A 16,033-nucleotide genomic window follows, 5' to 3' on the forward strand; every position below is an offset into this window, starting at 1 on the left:
TGACCCCACCCTGATCCACCACCCGATTGGTCTTGGAAGACAGACCCCAGGGGGTTCTCGCCCTCGGTCCGCCAGACGCCCAGCCTCTGGCGGACCAGGGCCCAGCCCTCCTCTCCCGGCGGAACTCCCAGTCGTTCGGCCCGCCCATGGCGTAGGGGGAGGCGGCCGTCCCGGGCGCGGGATCGGTGGCGACTCGTCGTCTACCAGGCCGAACCCGCCACCCCCAGCGCCCAGCCCTCGCCCTCCTCGGCACCTCCACGCCACCGCGCAAGGGCGTTGAAGTCTTCACTTCGCCGGTCTCATCGACCACCAGCACCGCCCGGTCATCGTGCAGGTGCTGCATGCCGTCCGGAGCGGTTTCTTCAAGCGCAGTTCGGCACCGCTTCGTCCACGAACGGAGTGCCCTTCACCGGCCCGGAGGTCTGACCATTGTTGTAGAAGGGGTCGGCCGAGGCGTAGTAGAGGTCGCTCCACGGGGGCGAACCGATGCGGTACCACCAGCTGTTGCCGTTCGCGACGGCGAAACCGCGCACCTTGCAGGTGATGAGGACCGAAGCCCCCGGGTCGATCCGTGGACCCTCCCGCCCACCCGCGTTGCGGTAGTCCGTCCAGGTGTGGGTGAGGCCCGCGACCGTTTCGGTCCGGCCTGCGGGAGCGGGCGGTGGAGGGTTCGGAGAGACGGGCGGTGGGGTCGGGCCGTCGCCGGTGTGGGACGGTCCCGGGGGCGGCGCGCTGGTCGTGGCGGGCGCGGTGGGCCTGGGCGGATCGGCCGGGCGGCGGGCCAACAGGGAGAAACCCGCGCCCAGTCCGCCCGCGTCCGACACGACCACCTGGTCCACGAACAGATCGGCGAACTGCCACTCGATGCCGTAGATGGTCCACCACCTTCCCACCACGGAGGCCTTCTTCAGGCCGTCCAGACGTGCCGAGAGCTGGTCCACCGTCGCGCGGTCCAGTTTTCCTGCGGCGACCTCGCGCAGGTAGGAGTCCTTGAGGCAGTCGCCGGCCGAGACGATGGTGTCGCGTAGCGACGCCGCCGACAGGTCGGGCGAGTAACTGGCCAACATCACGGTGCAGTTGCCCACCTCAGGCAGCTTCTTCCCCACCAGGAAGTCGGCTCCCTGCGTGGCGAAGTCCACGAAGAGGCTGCCCGCGGTCGGACCGATCCTGAAGCGGGACACCTGCGCGGCCGGAGTCCGAGGGATGCCGACCGAGGCCCGCCCGAGCGGCGGAAGGTACAACCGCCCCGGTCCCGCCAGGGCGTCGCCGAGCGCGTTCGCCCCGATCTCCTGGGCGCTCCCGCCCCCCTCGTGCCACCGCCACTTCACCGGCGCCCCGAACTCCAGCACCATGCCGTACGGCCTGTTGTTGACCAGCTGTACGTCCAGGACATCGTCCTCCGCCTGGGCGCAGCCGCGTACGGCGACCGCTGCGTCCGCCGTGACCCCGTTGAGCGCGGCCACCCAGTCGGGCGCGCCCCCGGAACAGGCAGGTTGCCCGGCGCGGCGCTTCAGGGCCTGGCCCACGTTCTGGTTCACCCGGGCCCCGATGTCGACCCAGTTCCAGGAGAAGGGGTTCCACCAGGAGAAGTGCGGGATCTGGGCGATGATCATGCGTCGGGCGGCGTCGTACGTGGAGGCGTACGGCATCCACGCGCCGCTCTTCTCCTCGAAGGTGGACACCCCGTACGACCGCGACGTCTCCGTGCCCGCGCCAGCGGGTGGTGCGGGCACCGGGAACTCCAGGGTGAGCAGCCCATGGATGGCGTCGGCCGGCTCGGCGGTCAGTTCCACCGGCGCCGAGGTGGGCGTCAGTTCGTTCCAGGCGCCATCCGGCCGGTGACGGTACGTGGCCCGGATCGTCGCGCCGTCCGTCATGGCCCCGGGCGGGACGATCAGGTGCGCGCCCCCGCCCAGGTCGACGGTGGTGGTCGTGGCGGCCACAACCTTGACGGGTACCGGATCGCCGGGCGCGGCCGGGATCCGGGGGCCGGAATCGCGGCTGTCGGAGCCCGAGTCGCAGCCGATCAGGGCGCTGCCGCCGAGCAGGGCGACCGCGACGAGGAGGGCGCAGGTGGGGCGTCGAGCACGTCGGGGGTACGGGGAGCATGAGCGGAGCCGGAGGCGCGGCGAGGAGGCTGGACGAGAAGGGCGTAAACGGATGCGCATGACGGGTACCCCTGTGGCGCGGACTGGCTGGAGGGTGGCCTGAAGCCACCAGGCAATCGTCAATGAGCCCTGTCGGCAAGCGATTTGACGGATGCTTTCCTCGTTGGTGTCGCTCTGCGGGGGGCGGGTTGAGCGCCTTCCTTCCTGTTCGGAGCAGGCGCCTGCGCGGGATGACTGCTCTTGCTGCGAAAGCTCCGGCGGAAGTGTGCAACTCCCTCATCACGCAGACTGGTGCGCCGCCCGGGCAGGTGGCCCGGAGCGTCACCTCAGGCCCGCAGGATCATGTTGACCTCGGCGGCCGTCGTGGGCCCGAAGGCATCGGGGCAGGCCACGCCCAGGCGCTCGGCCACGTCCCGTGCGTGCAGGTCCACGGCGCTCTCGGCCAGCGTGGCCAGCGTTTCGACTGCCTCGCGTGCCCGCCGCCCGGCTATCGGGATCAGCACCGCGGCCAGCGGCGCCGCGGGCCACCAGCCGGTGCCGGCTGCGATCGCCGCGTACCCCCAGGCCCAGGCGGCCAGCCGGGCCGCCGCCGCGTAGTTGTCCCGTACCGTCTGGACGTCACCACGCAGCTCACCGCTCGCCAGCGTCCACACGTGCGGCCAGACTTCGGCGAGGTCCAGGCCGTAGCGGCGGCGCACGCGGTCCGCCGCGTCCGCCATCCGCTGGGCCGGCCAGGTCGGCTGTGCAGGCCTTGTACCGGCGATCCGGTCCCGCCGGGCCTGTCGCCGCTCGACGGCGGGGAAGCGCCGTACCGTGGTTCCGCTCAGCAGCCGGTCCCGGGCCAGCACCAGGCCGGCCTCGGCCACGGCACGCGTGAGGGCGGCGTCGGCACGGTCCCACCGCCAGGCCCGCCACCGGGTCAGGGCCGCGACGTACCACCAGGGGCGCTCAGGAAGCCAGCAACGCTCCACGAACCGGCCTGCCGAGGCCGCGAGCAGCCCGGCGACGGCCGCACCGAGCAGGACCAGCGCCCCGATCACGATCAGACCCGCGAGCTCCTGGTTCGCCTTGTCCGTGGTGACGGTCCGCACGTACGCCCGCAGGTGCGCGAGGTCGAGGGCGTGGCCGAAGCGCTGGTGGTGCGCCAGGATCAGACAGGCGACGAACAGCAGCCCCGGTCCCAGCAGGACCGCCGCCCAGCGTTCGGCCGCTCTCTTCGACAGCTCCTGAAGCAGCGTGGTCATGGTCGGCCGGGCCCGGACCCGTCGAGTGGTACGGCCTCCAACGGCTGGTCCGCCAGAGCACACCGGCCTTGGTCGGCTTCGCCGCGCGTACACCGGGACAGCGGGCAGACATGCGCCGACGGCGTCCTTCGGGCGCCCTGTACACCGGGCAGCGCGCTGAAGGCACGGTCGGGGCGGGTCAATCCATGCACGCCCTGCGCTGCGAGCGCCTGCTCGATCGCATCGAGCACCTGTCGCATCCGCGTAGGCGCGTAGTCGGCGGACGTAGCCAGGGCGACGGCCTCGTCGAGCAGGTTCTCGGCGCCCTCCTCTTCCAGCAGGGCCACCAGCTGACCGCCGCGGCCGTGTTCGCGGCACAGTCGTTCCACTCGCTCGGCGAGCTCGACCAAGGCCTCTTGGGTGAGTGCGGGACTCGCGGGATTCGCCACAACTTCAGTCTAACGGCGGTAATTTGAGTTGTTGTTCGCTTTGTGGATCGGGGGCGGGGCGTGCGCGCACAGTTGCTGGAGAGCCTCGGGGCGAGGATCAGGGCCGCGGAGCGCGGGGCCGACGGCGGGAACGTGCTGTCCCGCGAAGCGCTGAGCGAGGCGGTTGGTCTGCTGTCCCACCGCAGCCCGCGGGGCCTCGACCTGGAGGCCCTCGTGACGGCCGGGCTGCTGTTCTTCCACCGCGCGATGCGGCAGCGGCCCGAGCGGCGCCTGGTGGAGATGGCCGCCGCCGCGCAGCTGCTCGGCCCGGTCTACGCCCATGCCCCCCACCTGGTCCCCGGCCGCATCCGGACGTTCTACGCCGGCGGCAACGACCCGTGGGCGCACTTCTCGGCGGACACCGGCTTCACCACGGACCCGTACGTGTGGTGGGAGCTGCACCAGGATCCCACCGCCCGCTACCTCGACTCGGACGACCAGGCCGACCTCTCGCTGGCCATGGCGCTGTTGCGGCTGGCCCGCCTGTCCGCTGCGCCGTCCCATCCGCATCTGCCGCAGGTGCTGACCAGCCTGGCCAGCCTGCTGAGCCTGTACCGGGCCGCCACCGGCGACCTCGCGGTGTGCCGCGAGGCCGTCGAGGTGGGGCAGGCCGTGCTGCGCGAGCCGCCGCCCGGCGACCCCGCGCGCGTGCTCACGCTCACCAACACCGGCCTGGCCGCCGTGGAGCTGGCCCGGCGGCTGGAGGACCGCTCGGCCGCCGATCTGGCGGTCCGGTGCCTCCGGGAGGCGCTTGCCCTGAGCGACGACGAGAACGGCGGCGACAGTGTCAACCTCGGAGGCGCACTGGCGACCCTCGCCGGACTCGTGGACAACGACGAGCCGTTGTTCGAGGCGATGAAACTGTTCCACGCGGCGGCCGAGCGAGCCGGGAAGATCGCGGTGAACAACCTCAATTCGGCACTGGGGATGCTGCTGCGCCGGCCCGATCCGCCGTACGAGCGGCTGGCCGCGTTCTGCGCGGCGGCACTGGACCACCCCGGCCCCGACCGGTCCGCCGACGTACCGCTGCTGCGCGTGCTGAGCGTCGTCCGGCAGCAGCACGGCGAGGAGCGTGCCGACCTGGCCGCAATGCGCGAGTCCGTCGCCCTGTGCCGCCGCGTGCTGGTCGTCTCCGACGACCCGGAGGCCCGGGGGGAGGCCGCCAACAACGCCTCCAGTGCCCTGCGGCTGATCGCCCAGCGCACCCAGGACGTCCCCGCGGCCCGTGAGGCGATCGCGCTGGCCCGCGCCGCACTCGGTCATGTGGCGCACGCCGAGCGGCTGGATGAGACCCTCGCCCGCGCCAACCTGGCCACGGCCCACAACGTGCTCTTCGAACTCACCGGTGACCTGGAGGCCCAGCGGGAGGCGGTGTACGCGAGCAGGCACGCGGTCGAGGCCTTCGCCCCGGAGGAGCACGCCGAGCACGCCAAACTCATCGCCGCCCAGGCCATGATCCTGCATCGCTACGCCAGCCGGACGGGTGATACCGGGCTGCTGCGCGAGGCACTGAACGCCCAGCGCCGCGTTGCCGCGCTACCGGACGCCCAGGCTCGCCGGGTGAAAGTGCTGTGCGGTCTGATCTCCATGCTCACTGATGCGTGGGTGCTGATTCCCAAAGAGCCGCTCAGCACCCTCGAGGAGGCCGTGCGCGCGGGCGAGAGCGCTCTGGCCCTGGTTGCCCCCGGAGACTACGTGGAGTCCTTCGTGCTCAACGAACTCGCCCGCGCCCAGCGGCTGCTGGGCCAGGCCGAGGCCGACCCCGGCCGGCTGCGCACGGCTGTCTCGCTCGCCGACCGGGCGCTGGCCCTCGGCGATCACGCAGTGCTTGCGGCCCTCGTCGCCGCAGAGATCGAACGCGCCCATGCACTCGGCCACCTGGCCGCACTCGAGACCGACCCGACGGCGGCCAAGGAGCTGCGGGCGGCGTCCGCCGCCGGATTCACCCGCGCCCGGGACACCCCAGGCGGCCGGGCCGACGTGCGGATGCTCGCGGCTCTGCGCCAGGTGGAGGCCACCGACGTCACCGCGCCCGACGCCCTGGACCAACTGACCAAGACCGTCGACCTGCTGCGCCGGACCGTCACCTCGGGGCCCTTGTGGAACGACCGGGAACACGCTCTGCGCAGTTTCTCCCGGCTCACCGAACGCATCATCGTCACCGGGCTGGCCGCCGACGCCCCGGAACGCCTGGTCGCCCTGCTCGAACGCACCAGGGGACTACTGTCCGAGGACGCCATGGACATCCGGCGCGATCTGCACGTCCTGGATCCTGGGCAGGCGAGGGAAATCCGCCTGGTTGACGCGCGGTTACGGGTCCTTGACGCACGGGACCGGGCCGCGGCCGCCGACGACTTCGAACACCGCCGCGAACTCGACCGTGAACTGGCCGCCGAACGCGCCCGGCTGACCGAACACTGGTCCAGGCTGCGCGGTGGGGCAGCACCGGACGGCAACCCCGATTTCGCCGCGCTCGCCGCCGACGGCCCGGTGGTTCTCGTCGCCTCCATTGCCTCCGGCGGCTACGCGTTCCTCCTCACCGGAGACCCCGCCCGGCCCGTGCAAGTTCTCGAGCTCCCCGGCCTCGACCATGAGTCGGCCAGCGAGCGGGTTCTCACCTTTCTCACCGCACGCCACTTCGCCACGGCAGACACCTACCCTCTGCGCGTGCGCCAAAAGGCGCAGGCCGAGGTGCGCGACACTCTTGCCTGGCTCTGGACAGTCGCCGCCGGGCCTGTCCTTGATGCCCTCGGCCTGACCGCACCCCCGCAGAGCGGCCCCTGGCCCCGTCTGTGGTGGTGTCCGGTCGGGTTCCTCAGCTATCTGCCTTGGCACGCCGCGGGACCCCCGTCCGGCGAGGGGGTGCTGGACCGTGCGGTCTCGTCCTACACCGCGAGCCTGCGCGCCCTGGCCTACGTACGCCGCATGCCAGGCCCCCCGGCGCACCCCAGCACTCTGATCGTCGCCCAACCCGAGGCGCCCGGTGCCTCCCCGCTGCGCGGGATCACGGAGGAAGTGACCGCCCTGCGAGCCCTGTTGCCCGGTGCCACGCTCATCGCCGGGGCCGACGCCACCAAGGAGGCCGTCCTCACCGCGCTCGGCGACCACGACGTGGTGCACCTGGCCTGCCATGCCATGACCGACGTCCACGCCCCGGGCACCAGCCGCCTGCTGCTCGCGGACCACGAGAGCGCACCCCTGACCGTCGCCGAACTCGCCGCCCTGCACCTGCCCGGACGCCAGCTCGCCATGTTGTCCGCCTGCAGCACCTCCGAGATCAGCCCCGATCTGAGCAACGAGGCCCTGCACCTGACCGGCGCCTTCCAGCTCGCCGGCTTCCGCCATGTCACCGGCGCGCTGTGGCCCGTCAGCGACGCCACCGCGGGGGAGGTCTCCCGCACCTTCTACGCCCACCTCACCGGCTCCGGCGCCCATTCACCGCGCACCGACGAGGCCGCGTTCGCGCTTCATGCGGCGGTACGACAACTGCGTGCCGGGTACCGCGCCACGCCCACCATCTGGGCGTCGTACATCCATACGGGGGCCTGACCGATGACGAACCCGAACCCGAACCCGAACCCGACAGTCGGCCCCCCTCGAGAGCTTTCGCCGAGCACCCCGCCCGGGGAACTGCCCGCCAGACTGGCCGCGCTGAGCGGTGACGCCCTCGTCCTACTGGCCGTGGCGGCGTGGCTCGACTGCGACCCGATCCCCGTCGGCCTGCTCTCCGTCCCCGCCGGCTCACCAGGCCCTGCCGCGCTGTCCGCCCTCGGCGCCGCCGGGCTGGTGACCTCCCGGCCGGACGGCGGCTTCACACTTCCCGAGGCCACTCGACGGGAGATGCACGCCCTCCTCGGCACAGAGGGCCGGGACCTGGCCCTCCGCATCCTCCAGGCACACCTGGGCGAACCCGGCTCCCCGGGGGAGACCGCGCGCTGCCTGCACCTGCTGCCCCACCTCATCCGGTGGACCGCCTTGACCCGGCCCGAGGACGACACTCCGGAGGGGGCCACCTTCCTCAGCCGGGCCGTCGTGCTGCTGCTGGAGAACCGGATGGGGTCGGCCGCCGTCCCCCTGGCCGAGCGGGTCGCCCGAACCGCCGAGACGCATATGGGGCCGGACGCGCCCAAAACGCTGTCGGTGCAGGCCAACCTGGCCTCGGTGTACGACCAGGTCGGCGAACACCGGCGAGGTGCACGGCTGCTGGAGAAGGTCATCGCGTCCCGTACCGCGCAGCTCGGCCCCGAACACCCCGACGTGTGGGACGCCTACAACAACCTCGGCGGCATCTACCTGACCCTCGGCGAGTACGAGAAGTCCGCGCGCATCGTGGAGGGCCTCATCGCCCACCGCACCAAGGAGCTCGGGCCCGCCGACCGGCGCACCCTGATGGCCCGAAACAACCTTGCCGTCATCACCCGGCGAGCCGGGCGCCGCGACGACGCCGTCACCCTGTGGGAGGCGGTACTGCCCGAGTTCGAGGCCGCCCTCGGCGAGGACGACACGGACACCATCGCCGTGCGCGCCGCCCTCTTCCAGGCGCGCAAGGACCGCGGCGGCACAGGCCGGACCGCTGACCTCACCGAGGTGGAGGAGCGGATCGCCCGGTTCGCCGGATCGTCCGGCGAGCCCACCCAGGAGGCCGTCGCCGCGCTCGTCGAACGCGCCACGGCCCTACGCGACCAGGGCCGCTACGACGAGGCTGTCACCGGCTACCGGGAGGCCATCGAGCGGGGTTGCGCCGCTCTGGGTCCGGGACATCCGGTCATGGTCTGCGCACGCTACCGGATGGCGCACGCGCTGCAGGCGCGAGGAGATGCCGAGACGGCCCTGGCAGAGGCCGAGGAAGCCCTGGCGTTCGCGGACCGAAGCCTGGGACGTCTCCACTACGAAACCCTGATGGCGGCCGCCAGCGTGCTTTCGCTGCTCCTGCGGCTGGAGCGCCTGCAGGAGTACCAGGACCTCCTGGAGACGCGCCTGGCAGACGTCATCGAGCGGCTGGGCTTCGGACACCCGCTGGTGCGGGCATTGGCTGCGCGCCGGGCGTCATTGGCGCTCAACCGCCCGGTCCGGCCGTGACCGCGGCCGGGTCAGGGGCGGGGCCCGGCGGTGAACGAGCGGGCCACCCAACATGGACGCCCGGCTCCCGGAGTCACAGCGGAAGCCGGCAGACTCCGGAGCCTGACGTCGCGGGGCCTTCTGGCCGCATTCGCGAGCCGATCGTCTCCGCGCCTGGTCGATCGTCTGCGCCTTGTTCAGCTGCCTTGGCGTAGGGGCCCCACAGGGCGGACCTATGGCGGACCTATGGCGGACCTATGGCGGACCTACTCGTCGAAACCGTCGGGGACCTTCCCGCAGGGCGCATGGATTCTGACGGCGAGCGTCCCGGTCGGCTCGTACCAGTCCACATCGACCTTGTCGCCGGTGCCCGGATGCTCGAAGCGGAAACCCATGTCGGAGATGTTCTCGCTGGTGAGCTTCCAGCCCTGTTCTGACAGTCGGCCGCGGGCGCGTTCCTGGCTGGCACGAGCGGTGGTCCGCGGAACGTCCGTAGTACTCCAGTCGAGTCCAAAGCTGCGCACGTCCTGGCGAGCCTCGTCGATGTGAGCGACGGACCGGAGCCCGCGGTAGTAGCAGGCGCCCGTGTCCACGTTATGGGCCTCGAAGCGGGACCGCCCGTCCAGGTCTTCCTCTACGCGCTCGGCCTCCTCCCTGAGCCGCATGGCGACCACGTTCGGGTCGACCTCTGGGTACGGTTCACCGTTCCACAACCGGTACCCGCCCCAGGACATGGACAACAGGAGTGCGACGCCGCCGAGTACCAGCGCCATACGAAGGAGGCGCACACTCAAGCGGGGCGCAACTGCGCTGGTAGCGGGCTGAACAGAGCTCATGGTTTAGAGGGTAGGGGTGGGGCGTGTGCGTCACATCGGGGCGGCTACTCATATCGACGTGAGTAGTAGACGGATTCAACGAGGCCTGCGTTTAGCCGACTGCCCCCACTGCCCCGCCTGTACGCACGGCGGTCTCCGTCAGGCTCTGCTCCTCCGTCAGCGGGATCGCCGACTGTTCGTGCCATCCGGGTGCAGGATCGTGCACGACGAGGGACCAGGGAGCCGGCAGCCGTAGAGCGGCCCGTTGCTCCTCCGCGCCTACGGCGCCGGAGATTACCCCAAAGCCGCCGAGCGGCACGCCCGGATGGTTCCTGTGATCCGACTCGGGCGAGGTCGTTGCGACTGTTGAGGGTGTCGGGCAAGTGTTCGGGGCAGTGATTTTTTCCTGGCAGGATCGGCGAAGATCGTGGTTCCGGTTGTGCGGGCGAGATGTCCCGGCCGGACGGTTGTCGTGACATCCAAATCCGATGGGAAAGCGAGATGGAGATGCGTGTGTGGAGTCGTGCCGTACCGGCAGCGGCGGGGGCTGTGGCTCTGGCCGTGGCCCTGACCGGCTGCAATGACCTGGGCCTGGGGAAGGGCAGCAGCTCCAGCTCCCAGTCGCCCAGTTCAGGTTCCGGTTCCAAGGCTGGTGCCAAGAAGACGAAGTTCGCTCTGGGTGAGGCCAGCCCGGCGCAGGAGAGCTCGAAGACGCGATCGGCGGATGCCAAGTTCACGGTCACGCCGACTGAGGTGAAGACCGGGACTCAGGCCGACATGGACAACTCGGGCCTGAAGAAGGACGACAAGGACGGCCCGCAGATACCCGTCTACGTCTGGTCGACGCTCACCCACAAGAGCGGCACGGCCATGGAGATCAGCGACATGGATGACGACTTGGTGATCAAGACGGACTCGGGCCAGCGAACCCGTGCCCTCCTGGTCATGATGGGTGACGCGAAGTGGCCCAACTGCCCGGAGCCGGACTCGGAGAAGCAGCTGACCCCGGGCCAGTCGGAGAAGATCTGCACCGCGTTTCTCATCCCGGAGGGCCGCAAGCCCGTCGCGGTCGAGCTGATGCAGGGCTTCCACGGGGAACCGCTGGAGTGGCCGGTCACCAACTGACCGGACGCAAGCGGCAGCTCGGCACGTGAGCCAGGCCGGCCGGACGGACGGGCCGGTAGGTCGGATTCAGCTCGTGCCGGCATGGGTGTGCGGGTCAGGTCCGGTAGCCAGAGCGCTCTGGGGTCAGTAGTCGGGCTGCCGCCCCGCCCGCCGGATTCGGCGGGCGGGGCGGCAGCGCCAGGGTCTCTCGGACAGCGCTTCCGCCGCACGTGTAGCGGGGCTCTTCGTGTCAGGGACGGCTGGAACCCCGTGCAGGGACACAGGCGCCTGGAAAACCGGCATGCCACCCGGTCCGCACGCCGACCACGGTGACGCCATGCGCATGGGGGAGCAGCCGGGCACCTATGGGCCCCACCTCGTCGTTCTCGCCGCGATCACCAGCGCGGTGTCTCTACAGAGCTGCACGGGATCCGGAGCGCCCTGACCGTTTACGCGTCGCTCATCGCTGCCGGCTTCTGGGCCTGGAACGGTCACTACGTCCACGGCCGGGCTGTCTCAAGTGACTACCTCGCCCCTGGAACAGCACCCACAACTCATCCGGAACCAGCCGCCTGAGTCGGTGCGGGTGGAGACGTTCACGGGCTTGCGGATCGAGCGGATCGAGCGGTTCGAGCGGTTCGCCAAGCTGGTGAAGGTGTTGCGGGAGCGCGGCAGGAACGCCACCGCGAAGACGGAGAGTAGACGTCACCGGCGCGGGCCTCACGGTTTGTGGCTGACAGATCATCCGGGAGGTGCTTATGATGCCGGTGATGAACAACATTCCCTCCTTCGGATTGGGGGAATCGTCCGCGCAAGGTGAGTGCTGATGGCAGCTCACTTCGCGGAACCGATTCCCGCCCGCCTGCTGATGTGGCAGCGCGTACGCGAGTACGCCGTGCCACCGTCCATGATCGAGAACGCGACCGCGCGCCGCACGGCCGGTGACTGGGCCGGGGCCTGCGCCGTCGCCCGAATCGATGTCGATCTCGATCTGCGCGCCGTGCGTGACCGCCACGGCACCACCCTCGCCACCCGCATCCGGGCCGATCTGCGCCGACTGGCGCCGGATCTACTGCGCTGGAACATGCCCCGGATCGCCCCCGACGGGCGGCTCCGGCCAGGCCTCACCCTTTCGCTTGCCCGCTACGGCGACCCGGGCCCCGCGGCACCGCAGCTCGTCGTACGGACGCCGCCTGCCTGGGCGGACGCAAGTCAGCGGATGTCCCTGGCGCTCTGGGAAGAGCCGCGGGACGGCGCCCCCGAGCACCATCCGCACCCCCACCCCGACCGGCGTTTCCGTCTCGACCTGCACCGGCACCTCTGGGACGCCACGCGCAGCGCCGAACTGGCACAGAGGTGCGGCGCGGACGCACTGCACCGGCCTGCCGGCCGCGATCCCTCGTGGCCGCCGCACCACTGGGCCGACGAGGCGGAACTGCTCCTGCGGGCCGAGGGCCGTCCTCGCGGGGCCCTCACCGTGCGGCTCGGTGCGCGCAGCCACTCCGTGCTCGAGCTCGTCGCCCCCGACGACAGCCATGCCCCGGTCCTCCGGCCGGTACGGGAGGTGCTGCCGCCGCAGCAGATCGCGGCGCTCCCGGTGCTTCCGGAGGCCGCAGCCTGGACGCTTCCGGACCTGGAGCTGCTGCGGGCCGGGCTGCTCCATGCCGAACGGCTGCACCCGCTGGTCGCGGCAGCGCTGTCCGCGCCCGGATTCGCGGGTCCCGCCTCCGGTCCGGTGGCGGGACCCGGCCCCGGAAGGCCGGCGGGCGACTCGGCCCCCGGGCCCACGGATCCGCACCGGGTCGAGTGCCTGGGGGACGTCCACCGGATCGCGCTGCGGAACGGGACGCTGACGGCGGTCGACCACGATCCGGCCCAACTGGCTCGCGAGGAACTGCTCATGGCGCTCGGAGGGCCTGGACTACCTTGTCTGAGAGCGATCGACACGGTGCACCGCAGCCCCGAGGCGCTGCCCGCCGTCCGTGAGCGGCTGGGCCACGGCGACGTGACCGGGGCCCTGGCCGTGGTCGAAGGGCTGCTCGGTCCCGGCGCCGTCCTGCGCGAAGGGCCCCTGCGGGAAGCCCTGGAAGCGGCGGTGGCTGGCCGCCTCGACCACGGGCTCTTCCGCTCGGGGCTGGTACCGGTGCACCCCGCCGCGGCTGCGACGGGGGACACGGGCTACCGGCCACGTCTCGACTGCCGTCTGCCGTGGGAGATGCGCCGCAAGCGGGGCAGCCGTGCCCGGCCCCGGACCGGCCAGCAGAGCTGAAGGACCGCAGCGCCCGCGTCCGCGGGCCCGGTCGGCCGCACGGCCTCGTCCGACCGCCCCCCGTACCTGACTCAGACCGGTAACCGACCGGACCGGACCGGACCGGACCTAACCCCGGCAACCGGACGCGACCCCTGCACGTATTGCACGTACTGCGCGTACCGCACGTACGGCGCCCACGCCGTCGTACGCCGCTGAACGACGACGACATCCAGGACGGGCCCCCGTCCCCGAAAACACCCAGGTGATGCCCATGAGTTCGAGCACCGTCCTCTCCATGCCCGTGCCCATGCCGCCCCCGGCCGGCCGCACGCAGCTCTCCCTCGCCGAAGACCTCCTGACCCTCCTGCGGACGACCACAACCGAGCCGCGCCCCGACGAGCAGTTGGAGGCGCTCACCCTGGCCGTCGCGGCCGACTTGCCCGTACTGCTCTGGGGCGAGCCCGGCATCGGCAAAACGGCCGCGCTGACCCAGCTCGCCGCCTCCCTCGATCTGCCGCTGACAACCGTGATCGCCAGCGTCCACGAGCCGACCGACTTCTCCGGGCTGCCCATCGTGGGCGAGGACCCGGCAGCGAACGGCGTGCCCATGGCCCCGCCGCAGTGGGCCGTGGAGCTGGTGCGCGCCGGGCGGGGGTTGCTCTTTCTCGACGAGCTGTCCACCGCCACCCCTGCCGTCCAGGCCGCGCTGCTGCGGGTCGTCCTGGAGCGGAAGGTTGGCGCGCTGCAACTGCCGCCCGGCGTAAGGATCGTGGCCGCCGCCAATCCGCGTGCGTCGGCCGCGGACGGCTGGGAGCTGAGCCCGCCGCTGGCGAACCGGTTCGTGCACCTGTACTGGGTGCACGACCGGGACGTGGTGGTGCGCGGTCTCGGTGGGGTCTGGCCGCGCGCGGAACTGCCCCGGCTCGACCCGACGGTACTGCCGGAGGCGGTGGTGTTCGCCCGCCGCGCGGTGTGCGGCTTCCTGAACGCCCGGCCGACGCTGATCCACCGGCTGCCGACCACCGAGACGCGGCGCGGTGGCGCCTGGCCCTCGCCTCGCAGCTGGGAGGCGGCAATGACCCTGCTCGCCTTCGGCACGGCGGCGTCCGTCTCCCGGGACGTGCTGGCGCTGCTGGTCCGAGGTGCGGTCGGGGACGGGCCCGGCCTCGAACTGCTTGCCCACATCGACCGCATGGAGCTGCCCGACCCGGACTCCCTGCTCGCCGACCCCGGCGCCGCCGAACTGCCCGAGCGCGGCGACCTGCGCCAGGCCACGCTGGAAGCGGTGGTCGCCGCCGTCGGGGCGCGCCCGGAGCGGGAGCGCTGGGAGGCAGGCTGGGCGGTGCTGGTAAGGGCGCTGGAGACCGGCGCACCGGATCTGCTGGTCGCCCCGGCGAAGGCGCTGGCCGCGCTGCGGCGCGACGGCTGGGAGGTACCGGAGACGGTGGAGCGCCTCGCCGCGGTGGTCGGCCTCGCCCAGCGGGCGGAGGACTCGGTGGCCCGCACCGCGGCGGCCGCCGGCGCCAAGAGCGCGGCGGGTGGGCGCCGATGACCGGGGCCGTGAAGCAGCCGCGGCCGCGCCCGCTGCCGCGCCCGATGTCCCCGCCTCCGCCGCCGCGGCCGGTGCAAGCCGCACTTCCCGGGTCACCGCCCGGCCCCGTAGTCCCGCTGGACATGGACAAGTTGCTGGCCGCGCGGCTGCACGCGGTCGCCGTCCGACCGTACCTCGCCGGTGCGCTCTTCGCGCTCCACGTCGTGGAGGACCGGTCGGTGCCGACCATGGCGGTGGACGCGTACTGGCGCTGCTACGTCTCTCCGTCCTTCGTGTCGCGCACTCCACTGGTGGAGCTGGCGGGCGTCTGGGTGCACGAGGTCTCCCACCTGCTCCGGGACCACCACGAACGCGGCGCGCGGTACGCCAGGGAGCACGGGGAACAAGGGCCGGGGCAGCGGCTGCGGCAGAACGTTGCGGCCGACTTCGAGATCAACGACGACATCTACGGCGATGGCCTGGCGGTGCCGGCGGGGGCGGTGCTCCCGGCGATGCTGGGCCTGCCCGACGGGCTGCTCATGGAGGAGTACCTGCGGCGGTTCTCGATGGCGGGCCGCACACCACGGCTGGCCTGGCTGGACTGCGGCAGCGGCGCCGACGGGCACGCGCGGCCCTGGGAGCTGGGGCCCGAAGGAGCGCACGGGCTGAGCCGGCAGCAGCGCGACGCGGTGCGCTTCCGGGTGGCTGAGGCGATCACCGGCCGGCCGGGGGACGCTCCGGAGGGGTGGCGGCGTTGGGCGGACGAGGCGTTCCACCCTCCGCAGCCGTGGCGGCAGTTGCTCGGCGCGGCACTCCGCGCGGCCGCGGGCGCACCGGGGGCGGGTGAGGACCACAGCTACCGGCGCCCGTCCCGCCGCTCCGCCGGCGTCCCCGGCATCGTGCTGCCGAGCCTGCGCCGGATGCCGCCCCGGGTCTGCGTCGTGATCGACACTTCGGGGTCGGTGAGCGACGCCGAGCTGGGCGGCGCGCTGCTGGAGGTGGCGGCGATCTCACGGGCGGTGGGCGGGCGGCGCGACCTGGTTTCGGTGATCTCCTGCGACGCGGCGGCGGGCGTCGCCGTACCGCTGTGCCGGGCCGAGAACCTCGAACTGATCGGCGGCGGCGGTACGGACCTGCGGTCCGGCTTCGCCCGTGCGCTCCGCTCCCGCCCCCGCCCGGACGTGATCGTCGCCCTGACGGACGGACAGACGCCCTGGCCCTCCGCACAGCCGCCCTGCCGCACGGTCGTCGGCCTCTTCCCCCGTGCTCCCCGCACCGTGAACGAGGAAGATCCGGACTACATCCCTGACGCTCCGCCCGCGTGGGCCCGCGTCGTCCCCATCGGCTGAGCGAGGGGACGGGAGCGCCCGTCTGCCCGACAGTTGTCGAAGAAGGCTTGGCTCCAGGGCTGCTGCCTCCTGGCCACTCCGGGAGACCGGTCTTCCATCGAGTCGC

General features: G+C 72.1%; 10 protein-coding genes. 6 read left to right on the top strand and 4 right to left on the bottom strand.

What is annotated here, in order from left to right; all coding sequences use genetic code 11:
• Positions 1 to 362: 362 nt before the first annotated feature.
• The 3 genes from OHA89_RS36380 to OHA89_RS36390 form a co-directional block, all read right to left on the bottom strand.
• Complete coding sequence (locus OHA89_RS36380) at positions 363 to 2,168, bottom strand: hypothetical protein (RefSeq protein WP_266612209.1); 1,806 nt, start codon at positions 2,166 to 2,168, stop codon at positions 363 to 365.
• A 266-nt stretch (positions 2,169 to 2,434) separates the two neighbouring features.
• Entirely contained in the window at positions 2,435 to 3,352 is a 918-nt protein-coding gene (locus OHA89_RS36385; protein ID WP_266612210.1) for a hypothetical protein, read from the bottom strand.
• The gene (locus OHA89_RS36390) at positions 3,349 to 3,780 is read right to left on the bottom strand and encodes a hypothetical protein (RefSeq protein WP_257558869.1); all 432 of its coding nucleotides are present in this window, start codon (positions 3,778 to 3,780) and stop codon (positions 3,349 to 3,351) included. The genes OHA89_RS36385 and OHA89_RS36390 overlap by 4 nt, the downstream gene beginning before the upstream one ends.
• A gap of 60 nt (positions 3,781 to 3,840) precedes the next feature.
• Between OHA89_RS36390 and OHA89_RS36395 the strand changes: the two genes are divergently transcribed.
• Together OHA89_RS36395 and OHA89_RS36400 are read left to right on the top strand one after the other, a co-directional pair.
• The gene (locus OHA89_RS36395; RefSeq protein ID WP_406368004.1) at positions 3,841 to 7,368 is read left to right on the top strand and encodes a CHAT domain-containing protein; all 3,528 of its coding nucleotides are present in this window, start codon (positions 3,841 to 3,843) and stop codon (positions 7,366 to 7,368) included.
• Positions 7,369 to 7,371: 3 nt separating this feature from the next.
• A complete protein-coding gene (locus OHA89_RS36400; protein WP_406368005.1) occupies positions 7,372 to 8,898 on the top strand; it encodes a tetratricopeptide repeat protein in 1,527 nt (508 codons plus the stop codon).
• A 245-nt stretch (positions 8,899 to 9,143) separates the two neighbouring features.
• Here the strand turns inward: OHA89_RS36400 and OHA89_RS36405 are convergent, their stop codons facing one another.
• The gene (locus OHA89_RS36405; RefSeq protein WP_406368006.1) at positions 9,144 to 9,650 is read right to left on the bottom strand and encodes a hypothetical protein; all 507 of its coding nucleotides are present in this window, start codon (positions 9,648 to 9,650) and stop codon (positions 9,144 to 9,146) included.
• Between the two features lie 543 nt (positions 9,651 to 10,193).
• On the opposite strand from OHA89_RS36405, the gene OHA89_RS36410 reads away from it, so the two are divergent.
• From OHA89_RS36410 to OHA89_RS36425, 4 genes are all read left to right on the top strand, one after another.
• On the top strand, positions 10,194 to 10,817 hold the full coding sequence (locus OHA89_RS36410; protein WP_406368007.1) for a hypothetical protein: 624 nt from the start codon (positions 10,194 to 10,196) through the stop codon (positions 10,815 to 10,817).
• An 805-nt stretch (positions 10,818 to 11,622) separates the two neighbouring features.
• Positions 11,623 to 13,065, top strand: coding sequence for a hypothetical protein (locus OHA89_RS36415; RefSeq protein ID WP_406368008.1), 1,443 nt, complete (start codon positions 11,623 to 11,625; stop codon positions 13,063 to 13,065).
• A gap of 253 nt (positions 13,066 to 13,318) precedes the next feature.
• Complete coding sequence (locus tag OHA89_RS36420; RefSeq protein ID WP_406368009.1) at positions 13,319 to 14,599, top strand: AAA family ATPase; 1,281 nt, start codon at positions 13,319 to 13,321, stop codon at positions 14,597 to 14,599.
• 122 nt (positions 14,600 to 14,721) lie between these two features.
• Positions 14,722 to 15,927, top strand: coding sequence for a DUF2201 family putative metallopeptidase (locus OHA89_RS36425; RefSeq protein WP_266612217.1), 1,206 nt, complete (start codon positions 14,722 to 14,724; stop codon positions 15,925 to 15,927).
• Positions 15,928 to 16,033: the final 106 nt, after the last annotated feature.

This window comes from Streptomyces sp. NBC_01546, from assembly GCF_045208355.1.
GTDB lineage: Bacteria > Actinomycetota > Actinomycetes > Streptomycetales > Streptomycetaceae > Streptomyces.

Bases quoted from the DNA above. Each gene is read 5' to 3' on its own strand.
- OHA89_RS36380 (WP_266612209.1), bottom strand. From the start codon at position 2,168: ATGCGCATCCGTTTACGCCCTTCTCGTCCAGCCTCCTCGCCGCGCCTC.
- OHA89_RS36385 (WP_266612210.1), bottom strand. From the start codon at position 3,352: ATGACCACGCTGCTTCAGGAGCTGTCGAAGAGAGCGGCCGAACGCTGG.
- OHA89_RS36400 (WP_406368005.1), top strand. From the start codon at position 7,372: ATGACGAACCCGAACCCGAACCCGAACCCGACAGTCGGCCCCCCTCGA.
- OHA89_RS36405 (WP_406368006.1), bottom strand. From the start codon at position 9,650: ATGGCGCTGGTACTCGGCGGCGTCGCACTCCTGTTGTCCATGTCCTGG.
- OHA89_RS36410 (WP_406368007.1), top strand. From the start codon at position 10,194: ATGGAGATGCGTGTGTGGAGTCGTGCCGTACCGGCAGCGGCGGGGGCT.
- OHA89_RS36415 (WP_406368008.1), top strand. From the start codon at position 11,623: ATGGCAGCTCACTTCGCGGAACCGATTCCCGCCCGCCTGCTGATGTGG.
- OHA89_RS36420 (WP_406368009.1), top strand. From the start codon at position 13,319: ATGAGTTCGAGCACCGTCCTCTCCATGCCCGTGCCCATGCCGCCCCCG.
- OHA89_RS36425 (WP_266612217.1), top strand. From the start codon at position 14,722: ATGGACAAGTTGCTGGCCGCGCGGCTGCACGCGGTCGCCGTCCGACCG.